The sequence below is a fragment of the Streptomyces sp. JN8 genome, from assembly GCF_055808075.1.
Window position 1 is genome coordinate 4290796 of record NZ_CM147852.1, and the last position, 25005, is coordinate 4315800.

A 25005-nucleotide genomic window follows, 5' to 3' on the forward strand; every position below is an offset into this window, starting at 1 on the left:
CCCCCCGCCTCTCTCCGGTGGACGACCTGTACTCATCCCAGGCTGTGGAGAACCGTTTGTCCACAGGCTGAAGGTGCCTGTAGCCAAAATGCCTCCACGACCGAACAATCGGTAGGTGAGGCGCGCCACACTCGCGCCACCCGCCTTCGGGTCTTATGCCCGCTCCCACGAGGAGGTGGACTCGTTGCAACAGCGCAGTTCGACAGTCCAAGAGCCGCCCGGTGCCGTTCCCGCCCACCGGCCGACCCCGCCGCCGGCCTGGCAGCCGCGGACCGACCCCGCCCCGCTGCTGCCCGACACCGAGCCGCTGCGCGTGCTCGGCACGGACGCCGTGGCCGACGCCGACCCCGCGCTGCTGCTCCGGCTCTACGCGGAGCTGATCCGCGGCCGCCGGTACAACACGCAGGCCACCGCCCTCACCAAGCAGGGCCGGCTCGCCGTGTACCCGTCCACCCACGGCCAGGAGGCGTGCGAGATCGCCGCCGCCCTCGCCCTGGAGGAGCGGGACTGGCTCTTCCCCTCGTACCGCGACACCCTGGCCGCGGTGGCCCGCGGTCTCGACCCGGTGCAGGCGCTGACCCTGCTCCGGGGCGACTGGCACACCGGGTACGACCCGCACGAGCACCGCATCGCGCCGCTCTCCACCCCGCTCGCCACCCAGCTCCCGCACGCGGTGGGCCTCGCCCACGCCGCCCGGCTCAAGGGCGACGACGTCGTCGCCCTCGCGATGGTCGGCGACGGCGGCACCAGCGAGGGCGACTTCCACGAGGCGCTCAACTTCGCCGCCGTCTGGCAGGCCCCCGTGGTCTTCCTCGTGCAGAACAACGGCTTCGCGATCTCCGTACCGCTCGCCAAGCAGACCGCCGCCCCGTCCCTGGCCCACAAGGCCGTCGGATACGGGATGCCCGGCCGGCTCGTCGACGGGAACGACGCGATCGCCGTCCACCAGGTGCTCACCGAGGCCGTGGCCCGAGCGCGGCGCGGCGGCGGCCCCACGCTCGTCGAGGCCGTCACCTACCGCATCGACGCCCACACCAACGCCGACGACGCCACCCGCTACCGCGCGGCCGCCGAGGTCGAGACCTGGCGGGCGCACGACCCGATCCTCATCCTGGAGCGGGAGCTGACCGAGCGCGGCCTGCTCGACGAGGCCGGCCGGCGGGAGGCCGCCGAGGCCGCCGAGACGATGGCCGCGGAGCTGCGGGAGCGGATGAACGCCGAGCCGGTGCTGAACCCGATGGACCTCTTTGCGCACGTGTACGCGGAGCAGACCACGCAGCTGCGGGAACAGGCGGCGCAGCTGCGCGCCGAGCTCGAAGCCGAGGGTGAGGCGTGATGACGACGGCGACGACCGGATCCACGGCGGACAGGACCGCCGGGAACCCCGGAAAGGGCGGCGGGGCCGGGAAGGCCAAGCCCGCCACGATGGCGCAGGCGCTCCAGCGCGCCATGCGCGACGCGATGGCCGAGGACCCCACCGTCCACGTGATGGGTGAGGACGTCGGCACCCTCGGCGGCGTCTTCCGGGTCACCGACGGGCTCGCCAAGGAGTTCGGCGAGGACCGCTGCACGGACACCCCGCTGGCCGAGGCGGGCATCCTCGGCGCTGCGGTCGGCATGGCGATGTACGGCCTGCGGCCGGTCGTCGAGATGCAGTTCGACGCGTTCGCCTACCCGGCGTTCGAGCAGCTGATCTCCCACGTGGCGAAGATGCGGAACCGCACGCGCGGCGCGATGCCGATGCCCATCGTCATCCGCGTCCCGTACGGCGGCGGGATCGGCGGCGTCGAGCACCACAGTGACTCCTCCGAGGCCTACTACACGGCCACCCCGGGACTCCACGTCGTCACCCCGGCCACCGTGGAGGACGCCTACGGGCTGCTGCGCGCGGCCATCGCCTCCGACGACCCGGTGGTCTTCCTGGAGCCCAAGCGGCTCTACTGGTCGAAGTCCGACTGGTCCCCCGAGGCGCCGGCGGCCGTGGAGCCGATCGGCAGGGCCGTGGTGCGGCGGCGCGGCACCGGTGCCACGCTGATCACCTACGGACCCTCCGTGCCCGTCTGCCTGGAGGCGGCGGAGGCCGCGCAGGCCGAGGGCTGGGACCTGGAGGTCGTCGACCTCCGCTCGCTCGTCCCCTTCGACGACGAGACCGTCTGCGCCTCGGTGCGGCGCACCGGCCGCGCCGTCGTCGTCCACGAGTCGACGGGCTTCGGCGGCCCCGGCGCGGAGATCGCCGCGCGCGTGACCGAGCGGTGCTTCCACCACCTGGAGGCGCCGGTGCTGCGGGTCGCGGGCTTCGACATCCCCTACCCGCCGCCGATGCTGGAACGGCACCATCTGCCGGGCGTGGACCGGGTCCTGGACGCGGTCGCGCGGCTGCAGTGGGAGGCGGGAAGCTGATGGCGCAGGTGCTGGAGTTCAAGCTGCCCGACCTCGGCGAGGGACTGACCGAGGCGGAGATCGTCCGCTGGCTGGTCGGCGTCGGCGACGTCGTCGCCATCGACCAGCCGGTCGTCGAGGTCGAGACGGCCAAGGCCATGGTCGAGGTGCCCTGCCCGTACGGCGGTGTCGTCACCGCCCGGTACGGCGAGGAGGGCACCGAACTGCCCGTCGGCGCGCCGCTGCTGACGGTCGCGGTGGGCGGCACGGGCGCGCCGGAGGAGCTCGCCGAGGCCGCTCCCGGCACCGCGCCCACGGCGGGGGAGGGTGCTGCCGAGTCCGCCGTGTCGTCGGAGTACTCGGGCAATGTGCTCGTCGGGTACGGCACGGCCGGTCCCGCCGCCCGGCGGCGCAGGGTGCGCCACGAGAGCCACGCCGTGGCGAAGGCACCCGCGCCCGCCGCCCCGGCCGCGCAGGCTCCGGTCGCCCCGGTCGGGTCGGCTCCGGTCGCCCCTTCCGGCACCGGCCGCGAGGGACCGGTGCCGGTCATCTCGCCGCTGGTGCGGAAGCTGGCCAGGGACCGCGGGCTCGATCTGCGCGAGGTGCGGGGATCGGGACCCGAGGGCCTGATCCTGCGGGCCGACGTCGAGTCGGCCCTCGCGGCCCTCGACCGTCCGGCGGCCGCGCCGGCGCCCGCCCCCGCCCGCGCGGCGACCCCCGCGGCCTCCTCCGCGGTCGTGGCACCGGCCGGGGAGCGGGTCCCGCTGCGCGGGGTCCGCGGCGCCGTGGCGGACAAGCTCTCGCGCAGCCGCACGGAGATCCCGGACGCGACCTGCTGGGTCGACGCCGACGCGACGGAGCTGATGGCCGCACGCACGGCGATGAACGCGTCGGGCGGGCCGAAGATCTCGCTCCTCGCGCTCCTCGCCCGGATCTGCGTGCACGCCCTGGCGCGGTTCCCCGAGCTGAACTCCACCGTGGACACCGCGGCGCGGGAGATCGTCCGGCTGCCGGACGTGCACCTCGGCTTCGCCGCCCAGACCCCGCGGGGCCTGGTCGTGCCCGTGGTCAAGGACGCGGGGACCCGGACGGCGGAGTCGCTGACGGCGGAGTTCGCCCGACTCACGGAGGCCGCACGGGAGTCGGCGCTCACCCCGGCCGATCTGACCGGGGGCACCTTCACCCTGAACAACTACGGGGTGTTCGGGGTCGACGGCTCCACGCCGATCATCAACCACCCCGAGGCCGCGATGCTCGGCGTCGGCCGGATCATCCCCAAGCCGTGGGTCCACCAGGGCGAACTGGCCGTGCGTCAGGTGGTGCAGCTCTCGTTCACCTTCGACCACCGCGTCTGCGACGGCGGCACGGCGGGCGGCTTCCTGCGGTACGTGGCGGACTGCGTCGAGCAGCCCGCGGTCCTGCTCCGCACGCTCTGACGCGGCGCTCCGGCGGGACCCGCCCGGTCCCGCCGGCCCGTCTCGGGCCCGTCCGCCGACCGTCCCGCCTGCCGGGCCGTCTCACCAAGGGAGACGCACCCGGCGACGGGGAGCGGCGGCGGACCATACTGCTGGGGTGACCACCCCCCATGACGCCGTCGTGCTCGCCGGAGGCGCCGCCCGGCGCCTCGGCGGCGCCGACAAGCCCGGCGTACGGGTCGGCGGCCGGCCGCTGCTCGACCGGGTCCTCGCCGCGTGCCGCGGCGCGGAGCGGACGGTGGTCGTCGGCGCCCCCCGCCCGACCGTCCGTCCCGTCCACTGGACCAGGGAGGACCCGCCCGGCGGGGGCCCGCTCGCCGCTCTGGACGCGGGAGTACGCGCGATCGGCGCGGACACCGACGGCCCGGCGACCGGTACCGGGACCGGCACCGGCGCCGGCAGCGATGACCAGGGCACGAACGGCGCCCAGGCGGGTGGGACGCCGACCGGTGGTGCCCAGGCGGGTCGGACGCCGACCGGTGGTGCCCAGGCGGGTGGGACGCCGACCGGTGGCGCTCAGGCGGACGGGGCCGGCGGCCGTGTGCTGCTCGTGCTCTCCGCCGACCTGCCCTTCCTCGACGAGGACACCGTCCACCGGCTGCTCGGCGCGCTCGCCGACCACCCCGAGGCCGAGGCCGCGCTCCTCACCGACGCCGAGGAACGGGACCAGCCGCTCGTCGCCGCCTACCGAACGACCCCGCTCCGACGGGAGTTGGCGCGCATCGCCGAGGAACGCGGCACCCTCGCCGGCGGTCCGCTGCGGCGGCTCACCGGCGCCCTGCGCCTCGTCCGGGTCGCCGCGGCGCCGCACGCCTCCTTCGACTGCGACACCTGGGAGGACATCGCCACGGCCCGGGCCCGCATCAGGGAGCATGGGACCGTGCTGGATGAATGGATCACCGCAGTCAAGGACGAACTGGGTATCGAGCTGGACGTCGACACCGGCGTGCTGCTCGATCTGGCCCGCGACGCCGCCCACGGCGTGGCCCGCCCCGCCGCTCCCCTGACCACCTTCCTGGTGGGCTACGCGGCCGCGCGCGCGGCCGACGGGGGCGGTCCCGAGGCGGTCGCCGAGGCCGCCCGCAAGGCCGCCGCACTGGCCCAGCGCTGGGCCACCGAGCAGGACGAGGCCGGATGACCCTGCAGGAGCCCCTCCCGGTGGCCCCCGGAACCGGCGACGCGCGGTCCGGGCAGGCGCACCGGGCCACCGCCTGGCCCGAGGCGCGCGCCGCGGCCGTACGCGCCGGGGCCGCCGCCCGGGCCGTCCGGGCGCCGATCGGCGTACCGCTCGCGCAGGCCCTCGGCCAGGCCCTCGCCGTGCCGCTGCTGGCCCTCACCGACCTGCCGTCCTTCGACACCTCCGCCATGGACGGCTGGGCCGTCGCGGGGCCGGGGCCGTGGACCGTACGGGCCCGGGACGCCGTCCTCGCCGGCCGCGCGTCCGAGGCCGCCGCGCACGACGGCGAGGCCGTGCGGATCGCCACCGGCGCGCGCGTCCCCGCCGGCACCACCGCCGTGGTCCGCAGCGAGCACGCCCGCACCGAGGGCACCCTGCTGCACGCCCTGCGCGAGGTCGTGCCGGGACAGGACATCCGGCCCCGCGGCCAGGAGTGCCGTTCCGGCGAGGAGCTGCTGCCCGCCGGCAGCGTCGTGACCCCCGCCGTGCTGGGCCTCGCCGCGGCCGCCGGCTACGACGAGCTTCCCGTGCCGCCCCGCCCCCGGGTCGAGATCCTGGTCCTCGGCGACGAGCTGCTCGCCGCCGGGCTCCCCCACGACGGCCTCATCCGCGACGCCCTCGGCCCGATGCTGGGCCCGTGGCTGGCGGCCCTCGGCGCCGACGTCCTCGCCGTCCGCCGCATCGGCGACGAGGCCGAGGAGCTGTACGCGGCCGTCACCGGTTCCGCCGCCGATCTGGTGCTCACCACCGGCGGGACCGCCGCCGGGCCCGTGGACCACGTCCACGGAGTCCTGGAGAAGGCCGGTGCGACCCTCCTGGTCGACGGGGTGAAGGTCCGCCCGGGCCACCCGATGCTCCTCGCCCGCCTCAACGCGCTGCCCGAGGCGGTCAAGCCCGGCCCGTCGGACTCCGAGCCGCCCGAGCCCGTGCCGTCCGGGGCCTCCGGGCCCTCTGCCACGCCGTCCGGGGCCTTCGGGCCCGCCGACGCCCCGGCCGTGGGTGCTCCGGCCGCCGACGCCCCGGCCGCGGGCGCCACGGCCCCGCGCGTCCGTCATCTCGTCGGGCTTCCCGGCAACCCCCTCGCGGCGGTCTCCGGGCTCCTGACGCTGGCCGAGCCGCTTCTGGCAGCCCTGACCGGGGCCGCGGCCGCCGTGCCCGAGCCGCCGCGGGTCCCCGTGCAGGACGAGGTGCACGGCCACCCGTACGACACCCGGCTGGTCCCGGTCGTGCGCCGCGGCGGACGGGCCGTACCCCTGCGCTACAACGGACCGGCCATGCTGCGCGGCATCGCCGCCGCCGACGGACTGGCCGTCGTCCCGCCCGGCGGCGCCCGCCCCGGCCAAGAGTTGGATGTCCTCGACCTTTCCTGGCCGGCGGCAGAGGGGGCCGTACCGGCCCAAGGAGCGTGTTTCACGTGAAACTTCCCAGCCGTGACGCGATGGCCCGCCACGCGGAGGAACGGATCTCCGGCCCGCAGGTCAAGCTGCCCCGCCGCGAGGTCGAGCGGCCCCTGCGCCAGGTCGGCAAGCGGCTCCTGATGGCCCTCGGCGTGCTGGCCGTGACCATCATGATCGTCTACGTCGACCGCGGGGGGTACCACGACAACGCCAACGGGACGCTCGACTTCCTCGACTGCGCCTACTACGCGACCGTCACGCTCTCCACCACCGGATACGGCGACATCGTCCCGTACAGCGACACGGCGCGGCTCGCCAACATCCTGCTGGTCACGCCCCTGCGCGTGCTGTTTCTGATCATCCTGGTCGGTACCACCCTCGAGGTCCTCACGGAGCGGACCCGCGAGGAGTTCCGGCTGAACCGCTGGAGGTCCACCTTGCGCGACCACACCGTCATCGTCGGCTTCGGCACCAAGGGGCGGTCCGCGATCCAGACGCTCTGCGCCACCGGTCTCAGCAAGGAGCAGATCGTCATCGTCGATCCCTCCAACAAGGTGATCGAGACGGCGAACGCGGACGGCTTCGTCGGTGTCGTCGGCGACGCGACCCGCAGTGACGTGCTGCTCCGCGCCGAGGTGCAGCGCGCCCGGCAGATCGTCATTGCCACCCAGCGCGACGACACGGCGGTCCTGGTCACCCTCACGGCCCGCCAACTCAACCGGGGCGCGAAGATCGTCGCCGCGGTCCGCGAGGAGGAGAACGCGCCGCTGCTGCGCCAGTCCGGCGCGGACGCGGTCATCACCAGCGCCAGCGCCGCCGGACGCCTGCTCGGCCTGTCCGTGCTGAGCCCCAGCGCCGGCACGGTCATGGAGGACCTCATCCAGCAGGGCTCCGGCCTCGACCTGGTGGAGCGCCCGGTGACCAAGAGCGAGGTGGGGAAGAGCGTCCGCGAGACCGGTGACCTGGTCGTGAGCGTGCTGCGCGGCCACCGGCTGCTCGGATACGACGACCCCGCGGCCAGCCCGCTCCAGCTCACCGACCGGGTGATCACCATCGTCCGTGCCGCGCCGGTCACCCCGCTCAGGACACCGCCGGAGGACTGAGCACGGCCCGCCCGGCGCCGGGAGTAGCCTCGCCGGCATGTATGCGATCACGATTCCGGAACCCGGTGGTCCCGAAGCCCTCGTCTGGGCGGAGGTGCCCGATCCCGTACCCGGCGAGGGCGAGGTCCTCGTCGAGGTGGCGGCGAGTGCCGTCAACCGCGCCGACCTGCTCCAGCGGCAGGGCTTCTACGACCCGCCGCCGGGCAGCTCGCCGTACCCCGGCCTGGAGTGCTCGGGCCGGATCTCCGCGCTCGGCCCGGGGGTGGCGGGCTGGGCGGTCGGCGACGAGGTCTGCGCGCTGCTCGCCGGCGGCGGATACGCGGAGAAGGTCGTCGTCCCCGCGGGCCAGCTGCTCCCGGTGCCCGAGGGCGTCGACGTGGCCACGGCCGCGGCGCTCCCCGAGGTGGCCTGCACCGTCTGGTCCAACATCTTCATGATCGCCCACCTGCGTCCGGGGGAGACGCTGCTCGTGCACGGCGGGGCGAGCGGGATCGGCACGATGGCGATCCAGCTGGCCAAGGCGATCGGGGCGCGGGTCGCGGTCACCGCGGGCGGCCCCGAGAAGCTGGCGCGCTGTGCCGAGCTCGGCGCGGACATCCTCATCGACTACCGCCAGCAGGACTTCGTCGAGGAGCTGGCGAAGGCGACGGACGGGGCGGGGGCGGACGTCATCCTGGACATCGTCGGCGCCAAGTACCTGGAGCGGAACGTGAAGGCGCTGGCCGTGAACGGCCGGCTCGTCGTCATCGGCCTGCAGGGCGGCGTCAAGGGCGAGCTGAACCTCGGGGCGCTGCTCGCGAAGCGGGCCGCGGTCATGGCGACCACGCTGCGGGCCCGCCCGGCGGACGAGAAGGCGGCGATCGTGGCGGCCGTCCGGGAGCACATCTGGCCGCTGATCGGCGCGGGAACGGTCCGCCCGGTCGTCGACCGGACGCTGTCGCTGAGCGACGCCGCCGAGGGCCACCGGGCGCTGGAGGCGGGCAGCCACGTCGGCAAGGTCCTGCTGCTGGCTCCGCGGGCCTGACGGGCCCGCTTCCCCGGAGCATGCCGGGCCTCACCCGCGGTGGCGTCACGGATGCGTGAGGGGCCCGGCACGCGGTGTGCCGGGCCCCTCCTCGTCCGTGCTCCGCCGAGGGCTACAGGTACGGCCCCGAGCGGACCGCGTGGCCGTGGCCGCGGTCGTCGTCGTCATCGTCGTGCGACGCGCCCGGCGGGAGCGCCCGGCGCATCTGCTCCAGCTGGGCGCGGGCCGCCATCTGCTGGGCGAAGAGCGCCGTCTGGATGCCGTGGAAGAGGCCCTCCAGCCAGCCGACCAGCTGCGCCTGCGCGATGCGCAGCTCCGCCTCGGAGGGGATCGCCTCGTCCGTGAACGGCAGGGAGAGCCGCTCCAGTTCCTCGACCAGTTCGGGCGCGAGCCCGTCCTCCAGTTCCTTCACGGAGCTGGCGTGGATGTCCTTGAGCCTGACCCGGCTGGCCTCGTCGAGAGGTGCCGCGCGTACTTCCTCCAGGAGCTGCTTGATCATGCTGCCGATCCGCATGACCTTCGCAGGCTGCTCGACCATTTCCGTCACCGGGACCTCGCGGGGTTCGTCGTCGCCCTGAGTGCCGCCGAGCGCCATCCCGTCCTGTCCCACGATGAGGACCTGGGGGCTCTCCTGCGACCTGTCATTCCTCGGCATCTCCATGCCGCCATTCTCTCGTACACATGCGTCACCACGGGGTGTGCCCCCGTACGAGGGTGATCCACCCTCGTACGGGGGCACGGGACGACAACGAAGACCGTCAGGTCGCCTCGCGCCGGGCCAGCGCGCCGCGGGAGCGGGTCACCAGGGCCGCCAGCAGCGCGGCGCCGACCGGTACGGCGACGAGCAGGCCGGCGAGGGTCTCCCAGGGGATGACGATCGGCACGTACGGTGCGTCGGCGGCCGTGCTCCAGCCCTGGGCGACGGACTCCTCGTGCCAGCGGAACTGCTGCCGTTCCTCGTTCAGCCGGAGTCCCACGGCGGGCAGCACTCCGGCGGCGGAGCCGAGGAGGACGCCCATCGCGGCGACGACACCGCACTGGAAGCCGCTGAGGGTCCGGCGGACCCGCGGCGGGGCGCCGACGGCGGCCAGCGTCTTCAGATCGGCCTCGGCGTCGGCCTGGGCGAGCCCGGTGGCGATACCGGCGGCGCCGACGGTCACGAGCCCCGCGAAGATCGCCAGGGACAGCAGGATGAGGCTGTACGAGTTGACGAAGCCCTCCTCGACGTGGAGTTCGACGCTGCTGCCGAGCTTGGTGAGCTCGCCGTCGAGCTTCTGGCGCGCCTCGGTGTCGGGCAGCCGGTCCGTGCTGGCGTAGCTGCCGAGCGGCACCGTGGTGAGTTCGGCGGCCTTGGCGGTGGCCGGGGTCATCAGGGCCTGGACGCCGTAGGACTGCGTGTCCCCGGGGACCTGGTACGCGGGCAGCAGGGTGACCTTGCCGGGGGTGGGCTTGCCGTCCTGGGAGGCCTTGTCGGCGGCGGCCAGGTCGGTGATCTGCTTGATCCCGTACCTGCCGTTCTTGTCGACGTTGACCGGGTTGAAGCTGACGACCTTGCCGTCGGCCAGGGCCTTCACGGTCGCGGGGGCGTCGAGGCCGAGCACCTGGAGCAGGGCGGCGTCACCGACGAGGAGCCCGCCGTCGGAGACGTACATGCCGCTGCTGCGGCCCTCCTTGCACCGCCAGTCCTCGCTGAGCATCTTCCGGCGCTGATCGGGGGTGAACTTCTCGGCGGGGTCGCCGCCGCCGGGGACCGAGGCGTACATGGGGCACTCGTTCGCCGGGGGGACGACGATCTCGAAGCGGCCGCAGCCCGCGGCGCTGTCCCAGGGCATGCAGCTGGGCTTGCCGACCGCGACGCGCTGGACGTCGGCGCGGACGTCGACGGGGACGTACCGCTGGATGGCGTCGCGGACGGCGGGGACGTCCCGGCCGCCCTCCTCGTTGACGAACGCGGCGACGGTGCCGTGCGGCAGCTGGGCCGTGTACTCGGCCCTGCGCTGGGCCTCCTCGCTGGCCATGTACGTGGAGACGGCGACCGTGCCGGCGACGGCGGCGAGGACGGCGGCGACGGCGGGAGCCGTACGGCCCCGGTTGCGCACGGCGTCCCGCAGCGCGAGACGCGGGGACAGCGGCAGCCAGCGGCCGGTCCGGCCGAACAGGCCGACCAGCGCCGGGGTCATGGCGACCACGCCCAGCTCGGCGATCGCGGAGCCGCCGGCGACGATGATGAACTGCTGGCTGACCATGGACCCGAAGAGCGCGATGGCGCCGCCGATCAGGAGCGCCGCGAGGCCGATCAGGGGCAGGACCCGGCTGCTGCGGCGGATACCGCGCCGGCCGGTGAGCGAGGCGAGGACGGTCTGCCGTGAGGCGGTGATCGCCGGCACGATGGCGGCGAGCAGTCCGGTCAGCACGGCGAGCAGCGCGATGCCGAGGATCTCCAGCGGCCGGACGTCGAAGGCGCCGAACCGCTGCCCCATGGTCTCCTCCAGGAAGGGCTGGAGCGCCTTGGTGAGGATCAGGGCGAGGACCGTACCGGTGATCGCCGCGGCGACACCGATGACCAGACCGCCGCTCAGCACGATGGCCCGGATGTGGCTGCGGGCACCGCCGTTGGCCCCGACCAGACCGAGCTGGCGGCGCGAGCGACGGGCGCCGACCGCGAAGGCGGGTCCGGCGAGCAGGCAGATCTCCAGCATCGCCAGACCGACGACCGTGCCGACGGCCGCGAGCTCGGCGGCGTTGCCGACCGCGCTGGACTCGAAGTCGCCCCAGCCCTGCTTCTGGAAGAGCGGGACCTCGGACTTGGCCGGCGGGTCGATCATCACGGCACGGGAGGAGACGATCACACCCTTGGTGTTGATCTCCTTGACCATGTTCCACGTGAAACCACCCGACGCGCGCACCAGGTACGTGGTGCTGGTGTCGGGCTTCTGCAGCCCGGCCTTCTCGACGGCCTTCGCGTACGGGGCGTGGAAGGCCCCGGGGAGCACGTTGACCTGGTCGGCCTTCAGCTGGTCGGGAATCTCGTAGGAGCCGACGATCCGGTACGGGCGGTCGAAGTTGCGTGCGGAAAGGGTCGAGCCGACCGACAGACCGCTGCTCTCCAGGAAGTGCGAGGTCGCGACGACCTCGTCGTTCTTCTCCGGGTAGCGGCCCTCCAGGAGGGTCGTGATGCCGCGCGCCATCGGGTCGGCGGCCTTGAGCTCACGCACCTCGGTGACGAGCAGACCGTGCTTCGTCGTCAGCTTGGCGCTGCCGGAGCTGTCCGTGAGGACCGTGGATCCCGCGGGGAAGGTCTTGGTGACATCGGTGGGGCCGCTCGGCCAGACCGTGTCCGCGTAGTCCTTGGCCGGGGTGTTCAGGTCCCCGGACGGGTCCTGGAGGATCGGCACCCCGCCGTAGCCGGAGTCCTTGAAGCGGGCGTCGGCCGCGCCGATCGAGCGATCCGCCCGCTCGGCGGGGGACAGCTCGGAGCTGCGGAAGGTCAGATCGAGGGCGCTGACGCCCAGGATCGGCAGGGCGATCATCGCCAGGACGAGAGCACTGCGGCCCTTGGAGCGCCAGGCGTCGCGGCGGGCTATGCGTATCGCGGCCCGCCAGGAGTGGAACCAGGTCTTCACGCCTCAGCCACCTGGCCCGTCAGCAGGGAATCGGCCTCGCTGCGCACGGTCTGGTCGACGATGGCGCCGTCCCGCAGGAACACGACCCGGTCCGCCCAGGCCGCGAAGCGCGGCTCGTGGGTGACGAGGACACCGGCCGCGCCGGCGTCGCAGCGGCTGCGGAGCAGGGCGAGCACGGACTCGCCGGTCTCGGAGTCGAGGGCGCCGGTGGGCTCGTCGGCGAGGACGAGGCGGCGCTCTCCGACGAGGGCGCGGGCGATGGCCACGCGCTGCTGCTGGCCGCCGGACATCTCGTCGGGGAAGCGGTCGGCGAGGTGGCCGAGGCCCATCTCCTCCAGTGCCTTGAGGGCCTCGACGCGCGCCTTCCGGGAGGAGGTCCCGTCCAGCTCGCGCGGCAGGGCGACGTTCTCGGCGGCGGTGAGGGCCGGGATGAGGTTGTAGTCCTGGAAGACGTAGCCGATGCTGCGGCGGCGCAGGGCCGCGAGTTCCTTGACGCTCGCCGTGGTGATGTCGGTGTCCTCGACGATCACCTGTCCCGAGGTGGGGGCGTCGAGGCCGCCGGCGATGGTGAGCAGCGTGGACTTGCCGGAGCCGGACGGGCCCATGACGGCGACGAGTTCACCCGGGTACACGGCGAGGTCGATGCCGCGCAGGGCATGCACCTCGGTGGCACCCGCGCCGTGGACGCGGGTCAGGTTCTTGAGTTGCAGCACGGGCTGCTGTGCGGACATGAGGGGTCCCCCCTTGGGCGTGCCCGGCGGTCGGCCGGACACGGGAGCGAGCGGTGGAAAGGTGGTACGGCCGGTGCGGCGCGGGCCGTTCGGCGGACGGTGTGCGGTCCGTACGGCGGGCGGTGCGCGGGCCGTACGCCGGATGCGGCGCGCACGTGGGGCGCGCGTCGCTAGAGGTACGGGTGGGGCGAGAGGTACGTGTGGGGCGCGGGGTCGCGGTCAGCGTCCCCGGGCCGAGGGTGGGGCGGTCTCGGTCGGTGCGGTGCCGGTGCGGACCGCGTCGGCGCCCGGCCGGGCGCCGGTGCCGGGACCGTCGGCGGCACCGGGTCCGTCGGCGGACCCGGGGGCCTTCCGGGTCGGGGGCGCCGCGGCCCCCGGGGCGGCGCCGACCTCCGCGGCCGTCGTCGAGAGGCGGATCAGCCGGGATTCGCAGTGGTCCAGCCAGCGTGCCTCGGCCTCGGTCTGGAAGATCAGCTGTTCCAGGACGAGCAGCCAGGCGACGTCGTCCCGCTCCCGGGCTCCGCCGCTCTCGACGGCGATCAGGGCCTGGGCCTTGAGGCGGGTGTAGTCCTGCATCGCCTTCACGGTGTGCCGGCGCTGGGACTGGATGACGTCGCGGATGTCGACGCTGGGGGCGCCCACGGCCATGGCGAGCTTGATGGCCAGCTCGTCACGGGCGGGGCTGGTGCGGTCCACCGGCTTCTCGAACCAGGTCCGCAGTTCGGCGCGGCCGCTGTCGGTGATCGTGTACAGGGTGTGTCCGGCCGTGTCCTCGCCGCCCTGGGCGACCATGCCGTCGCGTTCGAGCCGGTTGAGGGTCGTGTACACCTGGCCGACGTTGAGGGGCCAGGTGGAACCCGTGCGCGACTCGAACTCCGTACGGAGCTGGGAGCCGTACCGAGGGCCGCGTTCGAGGAGGGCGAGAAGCCCGTGGCGGATGGACATACTCAGTATGTATACCGGGTATGCCGGGACGGACAACCGTCCTGAGACGGAAGGGCCGCATCCGCCTCAAGGGGGACCCCGGGGGTCCGCCAGGGCTCAGCGGCGCCGCATCCGGAGCCCGAGGAAGCCGATCCCGAGCCCCATCAGCGCCAGGCCGACCCCGAGCGTGAGCACGGGAATCCGCTGGTCGACGAGGGGTTCGGCGGATTCGGCGGCCATCCCCGGCGCGGCGCCGGGCCGGCTCGCGGGTGCCGCCTCCGGTGCGACGGCCTCCTCCTCGCGTACCTCCCGGGCCTCCTCCTCGACGGCCTCGGGGCGCTCCGGGTCTGTTGCAGTTTCGGTACGAGGGGACTCCGGCTGCCGGGGCGCGTCACCCGCGGGCACCGGGGCCACGGAGCGCCCCGGCCGCGGGCGCCCCTCACCCGCGGGCCGGCCCGCCAGCGAGGCGGAGCCCTCGGGCGAGGGCGCGTCGCTGGGCTCGGCGCTCGGCCCGGCGGGCGCCGCCGCGCCCGTGCCGGCAGGGGCGGGCGCGGGAGGTGCGTGCGTGCCCGCGGCGCCGGTGCGTCCCGGAGAGGGGGAGATGGCGGAAGGGGAGCGGGTGACCGTCGAGGAGGGTGCGACGGAGGAGGCCGACGGGGTGGGCGGCGCCGTGGAGGGCGGGGGCGGCGTGGCGGCCGGGGGCGTGGTCGGTGCCACGATCACCGCGGAGCCGGCCGGTGCCTCGGCTCCGTGGGCGAGCGGCCCCCCGGGCAGGGCGCACGTGCCGGCGAACAAGCAGGTGAGAGCGGATCCGAGGACCCGTGCCCGCGCCCTGCGGAGTGCTGGAGTCACCGGGTGACCCCCTCCCGTACCGAGCCGCCGAGATAGTGAACTCAGCGTCACATGCCGGGGCGAGTCCGGCATCCGGGACGGGGGCGGTCGACGTAAAGGAGCGTCAGGAAGGGTGACGGCGACGCCCGGGAGCAGGAGGAACGGCTCCGAAGCCGGAATCGGGGGAGGAACAGAGGAGTCCCCCGTTCGGATGGGACCTCCGGTGCACGGCCCCCCCGGCACGAGGCCCTCCCGGAACGAGGCCGTCCTGGCACGAGGCCCCCGGCACGAAGCCTCCCTGCACGAGGCCCTCCCCGCCGGACCGCGTCCGGTGGGGAGGGCCTCGTCCGACAGAGGGGAGGGCGCCCGTCTACTGCGGCGGGTTGCCGGTGGAGATCTTGAGGGTGAACTCGGCGTCCTTGTCGGTGATGTCCTCGCCTGCCGGCGGGTACTGCTCCAGGATCGTGCCCTCGCCGTACGTGGACTCGTCCACGGGCGTCTGCGTCATGATCTTCCAGCCGCCGGCCTGGACGCAGGCCTTCACCGACTGGATGTTCTTGTAGGTGAAGTTCGGGACCTCGAACTTCTCCGGGTCGTCGCTCGACTCCGTCGGCTGGCTGCACTTCTTCGGGTCGATCGTCTTGGTGAGGTCGGGGCCCTTGTGGCCGGGGGCCGCGGTCTGGCTCTGCTGGGTGCCCGTGCCGCCGGTGCCGCCGGCCTCGGGGTCCTCGCCCTTGTCGAGGTTCAGGGCGACGAGCAGGCCGCCGACCGCGAGCAGGGCGACGACGACCGCGCCGACGATCACCGGCGTGTTCCGTCGCGAACCGCCGGCCGTGCTCGACGCGGACGGGTGCGCGGTGGAGTACGGAGCCGGGGTGGACGCCTGGTACGCGTTCTGCGGGGCGTGGTGGGTCTGGTACCCGGAGACGGGCGTCGGCGCCTGCTGCGGGTACCCGTACGAGGGGGAGGGCGCCGGGGTCGCCGGACCGTACGGTCCCGGCGTCGGCGGCTGGTAGGGGTGCTGCACCCCGTGCGGTCCGGTGTGCGGGGCCGGCGGCGGGGTCTGGCCGACGGGCGGGAAGACCGCCGAGCCGACGCCCGCGCCGCTGCTGACGGGGTTGCCGGGGACGATCGACGGGGCGGCGGTCTGGCCGGCGGAGAGCACCCGGAGGCACTCGTCGCGCATCGCGGCCGCGCTCGGGAACCGCTCGTTCGGGTTCTTTCGCAGCGCGCGGGCGACGAGCGCGTCCATCGCCGGGGTCACCGCCCGGTTGACGGTCGACGGGGCGACCGGCTCCTCCTGGACGTGCGCGTAGGCGATGGCCAGCGGGGAGTCGGCGTCGAAGGGCAGCCGGCCGGTCAGCAGCTGGAAGAGCATGATGCCGACCGAGTACAGGTCGGAGCGGGCGTCCACCGCGCGCCCGAGGGCCTGCTCGGGGGAGAGGTACTGGGGGGTGCCGACGACCATGCCGGTCTGGGTCATCGACGTGACCCCGGACTGCATGGCGCGGGCGATGCCGAAGTCCATGACCTTGACCACGCCGCGCTTGGTCTGCATCACGTTGCCGGGCTTGATGTCGCGGTGGACCAGGCCCATCTCGTGGCTGACCTCCAGCGCGGCGAGCACGTCCGCGGTGACCTTCAGCGCCCGGTCGGCCGGCATCGCGCCGTACTGCTGGATGTCCGAGGCGAGGACCGAGCCGAGCGGCTGCCCCTCCACGTACTCCATGACGATGTACGGCATGACGGCGCCGTCGAGGGTGTCCTCGCCGGTGTCGAAGACCGAGACGATGTTGGTGTGCGACAGCTTCGCGACCGCCTGCGCCTCGCGGCGGAAACGTTCGCGGAAGGACTGTTCGCGGCCCAGCTCGGTGTGCAGCGTCTTGATCGCGACCTGGCGGTCGAGCGCGCTGTCGTAGGCGAGGTAGACCGACGCCATCCCGCCCTCGCCGAGAAGGTCGCGCAGCTGGTACCGGCCGCCCGCGACCGAACCGCCCGCATAGCGGCCCTGTGCGCCGTCCTGGCTCATCTGTGCTTCCCCCTACGCGCGCGAGGCGGCGTTGATCCGGAATTTCTCGGCCAAGTCTGCCCGAGGGCAGTGACACGTCAAGCCAGGTGCCCGTTCCGTGACCCTCCGCACAGGAAGCTTCTCCGAACCGTTTCCGCGGGGGCGGAGGAATCCTGTCGAATTTGCACAGGTGTACGTGGAAGGGGTTGGATGGCCGGTCCATCTCGGACCGTGGTGTCGTACGGAGCCTGTAGCGTGACGACTGGACACGGCACGACAGACGACGGCGAGGACTGATGGCACCCGAATCCGGAGCAGGCGGCGGCGTGCCGGACTCGTCGGCGGAGTCCTGGGGCGTCGGCGGGGTCGTCGGCGACGGCCGGTACCGCCTGACGCACCGTCTGGGACGCGGCGGCATGGCGGAGGTCTTCGCGGCCGAGGACGTGCGGCTCGGCCGCACCGTCGCGGTCAAGCTCCTCCGCGCCGACCTCGCCGAGGACCCGGTGTCCAAGGCCCGCTTCACCCGCGAGGCCCAGTCGGTCGCCGGGCTGAACCACCACGCCATCGTCGCGGTCTACGACTCCGGCGAGGACATCGTGGCCGGCCGGCCCGTGCCGTACATCGTGATGGAGCTGGTCGAGGGCCGCACCATCCGCGACCTGCTGCTCAGCGCCGAGGCCCCCGGGCCCGAGCAGGCCCTCATCATCGTCTCCGGGGTCCTGGAGGCGCTGGCCTACTCGCACCAGCACGGCATCGTGCACCGCGACATCAAGCCGGCGAACGTGATCATCACCCACGGCGGCGCCGTGAAGGTCATGGACTTCGGCATCGCCCGCGCCCTGCACGGCGCGCAGTCGACGATGACCCAGACCGGCATGGTCATGGGCACCCCGCAGTACCTCTCCCCCGAGCAGGCGCTCGGCAAGGCCGTCGACCACCGCTCCGACCTGTACGCGACGGGCTGCCTCCTCTACGAACTCCTGGCGCTGCGGCCCCCGTTCACCGGTGAGACGCCGCTGTCCGTCGTGTACCAGCACGTCCAGGACGCGCCGGTGCCGCCGTCCGACGTCACGCAGTCCGTGCCGCCGGAGCTCGACGGCCTGGTGATGCGCTCGCTCGCCAAGGACCCGGACGACCGGTTCCAGAGCGCCGAGGAGATGCGCGGCCTCATCCAGTACGGCCTGCAGATGCTCCAGCAGCAGGGCGGCCACACCGGCACGTGGAACACCGGGCCGGTGGAGGCGCACGAGGGCGGTCACACCCCGGTCGGCGGCATGGCCGCGACGACCGCGATGGGCCACCCCGTGCACGGCGACACCTCGCAGGGCCCGATCCTGCCCCCGATGAACCCGGAGGACGGCGGGTACGGCGGATACGACGGCGGTACGGGCGGCAACGGCGGCTACGGCCAGGACGGTTCGTACGGCTCGCACGGCGGGAACGGCCGCCGCGGCAAGATCTGGCTGTTCGCCGCGCTCGCGCTGATCGCGGTCGTCGCCGGTGTCGTCTACGCCCTGGACAAGGCCGGCGACCCCGGTGGCACCACGGGCGGCACGACGCCGACGGTGAGCAACTCGCCGTCGACGCAGTCCGAGGAGCCCTCGCCCTCGCCGTCGACGGAGTCCGAGCAGCCGTCGACCGACCCGGGCACCTCCGACGGGGGCGTCACGCAGGACCCGTGGCCGCCGCCGACGACGTACCGGCCGACGACGCAGCCGCCCACGACGGCTCCGCCGACGACCGACCCGTCGACGACGACCGAGCCGCCCACCGAGCCCACGGACGAGCCGACCCAGCCCACGGATCCGCCGACGAACGCCACGGATCCGCCGGAGACCGGGACGCCCACCGATCCCACCGGCGGCAACAACTCGGACCCGCCGCCGACGGACGGCACCGAGTCCGGCTGACCCGGGCCCGGTCCGGGCACCGGCCCGGACGCCGCCTCACCCCGCGAACGCGTCGCTCACCGCCGCGTACTCGCGGGTCCACCAGACCGCCAGGGCCGACATCGCGGGAAACTGCGGGTCGGCCCTTCGGTCGTGCAGCTGGTAGCGCCACCGCAGGGTCCAGAAGTCGTTGAGCCGCTCCCACCACACCCGGTGCACGGCCGCCGCCAGCTCGGCGCGGTCGGCGCCGCTCGCCCGCCGGTACGCGCGGGCGTACGCCCGTACCTTCTCCAGGGCCAGCTCGCCCCCGGGCCGTACGAAGAAGATGGCGGCGGCCCTGACCGCCTCCTCGGCCCTCGGGCGGACCCCGAGCCGGTCCCAGTCGACGATCGCGGCGGGTTCGGCGCCCCGGTAGAGCAGGTTCAGCGGATGGAAGTCGCCGTGCACCCAGCCGGCCGCCTCGGCGGGCGGCGGCCGGTGGTGGGCGTGCTGGGCGAGGAGCCGGCGGCGCTCCCTGAGCCGGTGCAGGGCGAGGACGTCGAAGCTGTCGCGGGGGCGGTGCGCGCGGGCCAGGCGGATCAGCTCGTCGATGGCCCGGAAGGTGTCCTGGAGGTCGGCGCTGGCGCGCCCGCCGTCCGCGACGGCGCCGGGTGTCCCGTCCGGTCCCGGGGGCTCCATGACCCGGTCCAGGGCGGTGTGGACCTGTCCCAGGAGGGTGCCCAGGCGCCGGGAGCAGCCGGTGGAGAGCTGGGCGCCGTCGCGGTGGCGGCCGTCGACCCAGGGGTGCAGGGCGTAGCAGTGGCCGTCGACGACGGCGACGGTGCGGCCCCTGCCGTCGGGCAGCGGCGGGGCGACGGGCAGGCCGAGGGCGTGCAGCCGCTGGGTGGCCCGGTGCTGGCGGGCGATGGTGGCGCGGTCGGCGGTGGGGGCGTCGAGGTGCTGTTTCAGGAAGTAGGTGCCGCGGGTGGTGGAGAGGCGGAAGCCGCGGTTGAGCAGGCCCTCGGCGACGGGCACGCAGGAGAGGGGTTCCCCGGCGTGCCGGTGGCGGCGGAGCAGGGCGCCGACCGGTGGGGCGGGCGGGGCGCCGGCGGGGCGGGTGGCGCCCGGTCGTCGACCGGGCCGCGGGGCGGGCGGTTCGCCCGGAGGAGTGAGCGTTTCAGATGAGCGCGGCACCCGCCAGATGTTAGATCACGCTACGTGGTGGAGGTGTCGCCGGACGGAGTGGGTGGTGGCACGGGTCACCGGGGTCTCGCTCGCGTAGTCGAGGGCGTGGACCGTCACGAACTGCGGTTCGATCCGCATGTAGACCGGGTCGAAGGCCTCGCCGTCCACCCGCTCCGGTTCGGTGCCGAACTCCCTCAGCTCCTCGGCGGTCGGCTCGACGATCTCGGCGGTGCCGGTGAACTGCACGGACCAGAGGTTCGCCGACCCGGAGCTGAAGTTGTCCGCGCCGTAGGCGACGACGCTGCCGTTGCAGGCGCGGTGGTAGCCGAGGCCCCGGTGCAGCCGGAGCAGCACACGGCCGTCGGCCACGATGTGGCGGGCGGGGGCGACGAACGGCATCGCCCGCATGCTCGTCGCCACCCGGCCGTACGCGACGCGGCCGAGCAGCTCGATGGCGCGGATCTCGTCGGTGGACATGCCCTCCACTCTCCGCCACCGCCACCTGTCGGAGAAGGGGCCCCTGCCCCGCTTTCACGGGGACGTAGGTCCCGAATCGGGACCGTCGGCCGCACCCGGGACGGGGCGGGGCCGGTCGGCCGGCCCGGCGCCACCGGTGCCCGGGGCCGTCTCCGCCCCCGGGAGGACGTCGGAGGACGTCAGTGGCGCTCCGCCTGGAGCCGCGCCACGTAGGCGGCGGCCTGCGAGCGCCGCTCCATGCCCAGCTTCGACAGCAGGCTGGAGACATAGTTCTTGATGGTCTTCTCCGCGAGGTGGAGCCGCTCGCCGATGACCCGGTTGGTCAGACCCTCGCCGATCAGGTCGAGGATCTTGCGCTCCTGCTCCGTCAGGTTGGCGAGCTTGTCGTCGCCCTTGGGGTTGTTGCCGTCCCGCAGCCGCTCCAGGACGCGGGCGGTCGCCACCGGGTCGAGCAGGGACTTGCCCGCGGCCACGTCCCGCACCGCGTTCAGGAGTTCGTTGCCGCGGATGGCCTTGAGGACGTACCCCGAGGCTCCGGCCATGATCGCGTCGAAGAGCGCCTCGTCGTCCGCGTACGAGGTCAGCATCAGGCACTTGATGTCCTCGTCCCGCGAACGGATCTCGCGGCAGACCTCGACGCCGCTGCCGTCCGGCAGCCGGACGTCGAGCACGGCGACGTCGGGGCGGGTCGCGGGGATCCTGACCAGCGCGTCCGCCGCCGTCCCGGCCTCGCCGACCACCTCGATGTCGTCCTCCACGGAGAGCAGCTCGTGGACGCCGCGCCGGACGACTTCGTGGTCATCCAGCAGAAATACCCGGATTTTTCCTTCTTCGCGCACGCTGCCAGTCTCACATATTGGCTCTTCCCGCGCCCGGGGTGCGCGGGATAACGTGCCGGATGTTCCGACGACGGCGTCGGGCCGTTGTCCACGCGCTGACCAGCAGCGAGTCCCTCTTTTCTCGATTTACTTGGAAATCCAAGCAAAATCGCAGGTCAAGGAGGGTTTCGCGGGAATGCTGCACTATGGGTAACGTGCCTATGACGGCGCTCGCCGGGGCACCTGTCACGCCCGACTCCGGCCGCGTCGCACCCACCCCGTGCGAAGGGTACGGATAAGGCGGAGCCGCACTGGTCTTACCGGCGAACCCGGAGGCCGGACCGACGGAGGAGCACGCACGTGACCGTGGAGAGCACTGCCGCGCGCAAGACGACGCGACGCAGCAGCGGCGCCAAGCGCACCACCAGCGCCGCAGGCGCGAAGAAGGCACCGGCGGCGCAGGGCGCAGAGCCCGAGCTCGTCCAGCTGCTGACGCCCGAGGGAGAGCGCGTCCAGCACCCCGATTACGACATCGACCTGAGTGCCGAGGAACTGCGCGGGCTCTACCGCGACATGGTCCTCAGCCGTCGCTTCGACGCCGAGGCCACCGCGCTCCAGCGGCAGGGCGAGCTGGGCCTGTGGGCCTCGCTGCTCGGCCAGGAGGCCGCCCAGATCGGCTCCGGCCGTGCCCTGCGGGACGACGACTACGTCTTCCCCACCTACCGTGAGCACGCGGTCGCCTGGTGCCGCGGGGTCGACCCCACGAACCTGCTCGGCATGTTCCGCGGTGTGAACAACGGCGGCTGGGATCCGAGCACCAACAATTTCCACCTGTACACGATCGTTCTCGGTGCGCAGACCCTGCACGCCACCGGTTACGCCATGGGCGTCGCCAAGGACGGCGTGGATTCCGCCGTGATCGCGTACTTCGGTGACGGCGCCTCCAGCCAGGGCGACGTGAACGAGTCCTTCGTCTTCTCCGCGGTGTACAACGCCCCGGTCGTGTTCTTCTGCCAGAACAACCAGTGGGCCATTTCCGAGCCCATCGAGAAGCAGACCCGCGTTCCGCTCTACCAGCGCGCCCGCGGTTTCGGTTTCCCCGGCGTCCGCGTCGACGGCAACGACGTCCTCGCGTGCCTGGCCGTGACCCGGTCGGCACTGGAGCGCGCCCGCCGCGGCGAGGGCCCGACGCTCATCGAGGCCTACACCTACCGCATGGCCGCGCACACCACCTCGGACGACCCGACCCGCTACCGCCGGGACGCGGAGCGCGAGGAGTGGGAGGCCAAGGACCCGATCCAGCGCCTCAGGACGTACATGGAGAACGAGGGCCACGCCGACGCGGCCTTCTTCGAGGAGCTGGAGACGGAGAGCGAGGCGCTCGGCAAGCACGTCCGCGAGGTCGTCCGCGCCATGCCCGTCCCGGAGCACATGGCGATCTTCGACAACGTGTACGCGGACGGGCACGCGCTCGTCGACGAGGAGCGGGCCGAGTTCGCCGCCTACCAGGCGTCCTTCGAGGGCGGAGAGGCCGAGTAATCATGGCTGTTCAGAAGCTTCCTCTCGCGAAGGCGCTCAACGAGTCGCTGCGCAAGGCGCTGGAGACCGACCCCAAGGTCCTGATCATGGGTCTGGACGTCGGCAAGCTCGGCGGCGTCTTCCGGATCACCGACGGGCTGCAGAAGGACTTCGGCGAGGACCGGGTCATCGACACCCCGCTCGCCGAGTCCGGCATCGTCGGCACCGCGATCGGTCTCGCCCTGCGCGGCTACCGCCCCGTCGTGGAGATCCAGTTCGACGGTTTCGTCTTCCCGGCGTACGACCAGATCGTGTCCCAGCTGGCGAAGATGCGGGCCCGCTCGCTCGGCACGGTGAAGATGCCGATCGTCATCCGCATCCCGTACGGCGGCGGCATCGGCGCCGTCGAGCACCACTCCGAGTCCCCCGAGACGCTCTTCGCGCACGTCGCGGGCCTCAAGGTCGTCACCCCGGCGAACTCCAACGACGCCTACTGGATGCTCCAGCAGGCGATCCAGAGCGACGACCCGGTCATCTTCTTCGAGCCCAAGCGCCGCTACTGGGACAAGAGCGACGTCGACACCGAGGCCATCCCCGGCGAGCTGCACAAGGCCCGGGTCGCCCGCGAGGGCACCGACCTCACCCTGGCGGCCTACGGCCCGATGGTGAAGACCTGCCTGGAGGTGGCCGAGGCCGCCGCCCAGGAGGGCAAGTCGATCGAGGTCGTCGACGTGCGCTCGATCTCGCCGCTCGACTTCGACACCATCCAGGCGTCGGTCGAGAAGACCCGCCGCCTGGTCGTCGTCCACGAGGCCCCGGTGTTCTTCGGCTCCGGCGCGGAGATCGCCGCCCGGATCACCGAGCGCTGCTTCTACCACCTGGAGGCCCCCGTCCTGCGGGTCGGCGGCTACCACGCGCCGTACCCGCCGGCGCGCCTGGAGGAGGAGTACCTGCCGGGTCTCGATCGCGTGCTCGACGCCGTCGACCGCTCGCTGGCGTACTGAGGAGAGCACCGTGACGATCCGCGAATTCAAGATGCCCGACGTGGGCGAGGGCCTGACCGAGGCCGAGATCCTCAAGTGGTACGTCCAGCCCGGTGACACGGTCGAGGACGGCCAGGTCGTGTGCGAGGTCGAGACGGCCAAGGCCGCCGTCGAGCTGCCGATCCCGTTCGACGGCACGGTCCACGAGCTGTTGTTCCCCGAGGGCACCACGGTCGACGTCGGCCAGGTCATCATCTCGGTGAACGTCGGCGGCGGGACGGCGCCCGCGGCGCCGGCCGCCGAGGCCGCTCCGGTCGCCGCCGCGCCGGCCCCGGCCGCCGCCGAGGAGGCCGCGCCCCAGGGCCGTACGCCGGTCCTCGTCGGCTACGGCGTGGCCGCCAGCTCCACCAAGCGCCGCGCCCGCAAGGCGGCGCAGGGCGCGGCCCCGGCCGCTCCCGCGCAGGCCGCCCCGGTCGTCGCGCCGGCCCCGGTGCCCGTCACCGTGCCGGAGCAGCTCAACGGGCACGGCCCCGGCGCCGGCCGCCCGCTGGCCAAGCCGCCGGTCCGGAAGCTGGCCAAGGACCTCGGCGTCGACCTGGCGACGGTCACCCCGACCGGCCCGGACGGCGTCATCACCCGGGAGGACGTCCACGCGGCGGCCGCCCCGGCGCCCGCGCCGGCCGTCCAGGCCCCGGTGCCCGTCGCCGAGCCCGTGGCCGCCCCCGCGCCCGTCCAGGCGGCTCCCGCCGTGTCCACCGACGCCCGGGAGACCCGTGTGCCCGTCAAGGGCGTACGGAAGGCCACGGCGGCGGCGATGGTCGGTTCGGCCTTCACCGCCCCGCACGTCACCGAGTTCGTGACCTTCGACATCACGCGCACGATGAAGCTGGTCGACGAGCTCAAGGCCGGGACGGACATGGCGGGGCTGCGGGTCAACCCGCTGCTCCTCATCGCCAAGGCGGTCCTGGTCGCGGTCAAGCGCAACCCGGAGATCAACGCGGCCTGGGACGAGGCGGCGCAGGAGATCGTCCTCAAGCACTACGTGAACCTGGGCATCGCCGCGGCCACCCCGCGCGGCCTGCTCGTGCCGAACATCAAGGACGCGCACGCGCAGACCCTGCCCGAGCTCTCGGCGTCGCTGAGCGAGCTGGTCTCCACCGCCCGCGAGGGGAAGACGACCCCGGCGGCGATGCAGGGCGGCACCTTCACCATCACCAACGTCGGCGTCTTCGGCGTCGACACCGGGACGCCCATCCTGAACCCCGGCGAGTCCGCGATCCTCGCGGTCGGCGCGATCAAGCTCCAGCCGTGGGTCCACAAGGGCAAGGTGAAGCCGCGTCAGGTCACCACGCTGGCGCTCTCCTTCGACCACCGCCTGGTCGACGGCGAGCTGGGCTCCAAGTTCCTGGCGGACGTCGCCGCGATCCTGGAGCAGCCGAAGCGGCTGATCACCTGGGCGTGAGGTCCGAGTTGCGCCGTTTCAC

General features: G+C 73.6%; 20 protein-coding genes. 11 read left to right on the plus strand and 9 right to left on the minus strand.

The window, feature by feature from the left end; all coding sequences use genetic code 11:
• Positions 1-175 precede the first annotated feature (175 nt).
• The 7 genes from pdhA (ACY0MR_RS18875) (at position 176) to ACY0MR_RS18905 (ending at position 8555) form a co-directional block, all read left to right on the plus strand.
• A complete protein-coding gene (pdhA, locus tag ACY0MR_RS18875) occupies positions 176-1336 on the plus strand; it encodes a pyruvate dehydrogenase (acetyl-transferring) E1 component subunit alpha (protein ID WP_473561841.1) in 1161 nt (386 codons plus the stop codon).
• Positions 1336-2400: an alpha-ketoacid dehydrogenase subunit beta gene (locus tag ACY0MR_RS18880; protein ID WP_388801999.1), complete on the plus strand. Its 1065-nt coding sequence runs from the start codon at positions 1336-1338 to the stop codon at positions 2398-2400. The genes pdhA (ACY0MR_RS18875) and ACY0MR_RS18880 overlap by 1 nt, the downstream gene beginning before the upstream one ends.
• Entirely contained in the window at positions 2400-3815 is a 1416-nt protein-coding gene (locus ACY0MR_RS18885; protein WP_473554230.1) for a dihydrolipoamide acetyltransferase family protein, read from the plus strand. Before ACY0MR_RS18880 ends, ACY0MR_RS18885 begins: the two co-directional genes overlap by 1 nt.
• A gap of 136 nt (positions 3816-3951) precedes the next feature.
• On the plus strand, positions 3952-4992 hold the full coding sequence (locus ACY0MR_RS18890; RefSeq protein WP_473554232.1) for an NTP transferase domain-containing protein: 1041 nt from the start codon (positions 3952-3954) through the stop codon (positions 4990-4992).
• A complete protein-coding gene (locus tag ACY0MR_RS18895) occupies positions 4989-6449 on the plus strand; it encodes a molybdopterin molybdotransferase MoeA (protein ID WP_473554234.1) in 1461 nt (486 codons plus the stop codon). Before ACY0MR_RS18890 ends, ACY0MR_RS18895 begins: the two co-directional genes overlap by 4 nt.
• Positions 6446-7531: a potassium channel family protein gene (locus tag ACY0MR_RS18900; protein ID WP_388801987.1), complete on the plus strand. Its 1086-nt coding sequence runs from the start codon at positions 6446-6448 to the stop codon at positions 7529-7531. The genes ACY0MR_RS18895 and ACY0MR_RS18900 overlap by 4 nt, the downstream gene beginning before the upstream one ends.
• A 37-nt stretch (positions 7532-7568) precedes the next feature.
• Entirely contained in the window at positions 7569-8555 is a 987-nt protein-coding gene (locus ACY0MR_RS18905) for an NAD(P)H-quinone oxidoreductase (RefSeq protein WP_473554237.1), read from the plus strand.
• A gap of 112 nt (positions 8556-8667) precedes the next feature.
• On the opposite strand, the gene ACY0MR_RS18910 is transcribed toward ACY0MR_RS18905, so the two are convergent.
• The 6 genes from ACY0MR_RS18910 to ACY0MR_RS18935 all read right to left on the minus strand — a co-directional run bounded on the left by ACY0MR_RS18910 (position 8668) and on the right by ACY0MR_RS18935 (position 16693).
• Positions 8668-9216 carry a bacterial proteasome activator family protein gene (locus ACY0MR_RS18910; RefSeq protein WP_017240334.1) on the minus strand — a complete coding sequence of 183 codons (549 nt, stop codon included), beginning with the start codon at positions 9214-9216 and terminating at the stop codon, positions 8668-8670.
• 97 nt (positions 9217-9313) lie between these two features.
• Positions 9314-12178, minus strand: coding sequence for an ABC transporter permease (locus ACY0MR_RS18915; protein WP_473554240.1), 2865 nt, complete (start codon positions 12176-12178; stop codon positions 9314-9316).
• Entirely contained in the window at positions 12175-12909 is a 735-nt protein-coding gene (locus ACY0MR_RS18920) for an ABC transporter ATP-binding protein (RefSeq protein WP_148003398.1), read from the minus strand. Before ACY0MR_RS18920 ends, ACY0MR_RS18915 begins: the two co-directional genes overlap by 4 nt.
• 219 nt (positions 12910-13128) lie before the next feature.
• Positions 13129-13854, minus strand: coding sequence for a PadR family transcriptional regulator (locus ACY0MR_RS18925; protein WP_473554243.1), 726 nt, complete (start codon positions 13852-13854; stop codon positions 13129-13131).
• 96 nt (positions 13855-13950) lie between these two features.
• Positions 13951-14628: a hypothetical protein gene (locus ACY0MR_RS18930; protein ID WP_473554246.1), complete on the minus strand. Its 678-nt coding sequence runs from the start codon at positions 14626-14628 to the stop codon at positions 13951-13953.
• A 406-nt stretch (positions 14629-15034) separates the two neighbouring features.
• Positions 15035-16693: a protein kinase domain-containing protein gene (locus ACY0MR_RS18935; RefSeq protein WP_473554247.1), complete on the minus strand. Its 1659-nt coding sequence runs from the start codon at positions 16691-16693 to the stop codon at positions 15035-15037.
• Positions 16694-16968: 275 nt separating this feature from the next.
• Between ACY0MR_RS18935 and ACY0MR_RS18940 the strand changes: the two genes are divergently transcribed.
• On the plus strand, positions 16969-18582 hold the full coding sequence (locus tag ACY0MR_RS18940) for a protein kinase domain-containing protein (protein ID WP_473554250.1): 1614 nt from the start codon (positions 16969-16971) through the stop codon (positions 18580-18582).
• A gap of 36 nt (positions 18583-18618) precedes the next feature.
• On the opposite strand, the gene ACY0MR_RS18945 is transcribed toward ACY0MR_RS18940, so the two are convergent.
• The 3 genes from ACY0MR_RS18945 to ACY0MR_RS18955 form a co-directional block, all read right to left on the minus strand.
• Positions 18619-19617 carry a phosphotransferase gene (locus ACY0MR_RS18945; RefSeq protein ID WP_388802095.1) on the minus strand — a complete coding sequence of 333 codons (999 nt, stop codon included), beginning with the start codon at positions 19615-19617 and terminating at the stop codon, positions 18619-18621.
• A gap of 132 nt (positions 19618-19749) precedes the next feature.
• A complete protein-coding gene (locus ACY0MR_RS18950) occupies positions 19750-20202 on the minus strand; it encodes a pyridoxamine 5'-phosphate oxidase family protein (protein WP_361848814.1) in 453 nt (150 codons plus the stop codon).
• A 179-nt stretch (positions 20203-20381) separates the two neighbouring features.
• On the minus strand, positions 20382-21041 hold the full coding sequence (locus tag ACY0MR_RS18955; protein WP_361848811.1) for a response regulator transcription factor: 660 nt from the start codon (positions 21039-21041) through the stop codon (positions 20382-20384).
• 339 nt (positions 21042-21380) lie between these two features.
• On the opposite strand from ACY0MR_RS18955, the gene pdhA (ACY0MR_RS18960) reads away from it, so the two are divergent.
• From pdhA (ACY0MR_RS18960) to ACY0MR_RS18970, 3 genes are read left to right on the plus strand one after another with little or no spacing between them, the layout of a single operon-like run.
• Complete coding sequence (gene pdhA / locus ACY0MR_RS18960; RefSeq protein ID WP_451060696.1) at positions 21381-22559, plus strand: pyruvate dehydrogenase (acetyl-transferring) E1 component subunit alpha; 1179 nt, start codon at positions 21381-21383, stop codon at positions 22557-22559.
• A 2-nt stretch (positions 22560-22561) separates the two neighbouring features.
• Positions 22562-23542: an alpha-ketoacid dehydrogenase subunit beta gene (locus ACY0MR_RS18965; RefSeq protein WP_361848805.1), complete on the plus strand. Its 981-nt coding sequence runs from the start codon at positions 22562-22564 to the stop codon at positions 23540-23542.
• Between the two features lie 31 nt (positions 23543-23573).
• The gene (locus ACY0MR_RS18970; RefSeq protein ID WP_473561843.1) at positions 23574-24983 is read left to right on the plus strand and encodes a dihydrolipoamide acetyltransferase family protein; all 1410 of its coding nucleotides are present in this window, start codon (positions 23574-23576) and stop codon (positions 24981-24983) included.
• Positions 24984-25005: the final 22 nt, after the last annotated feature.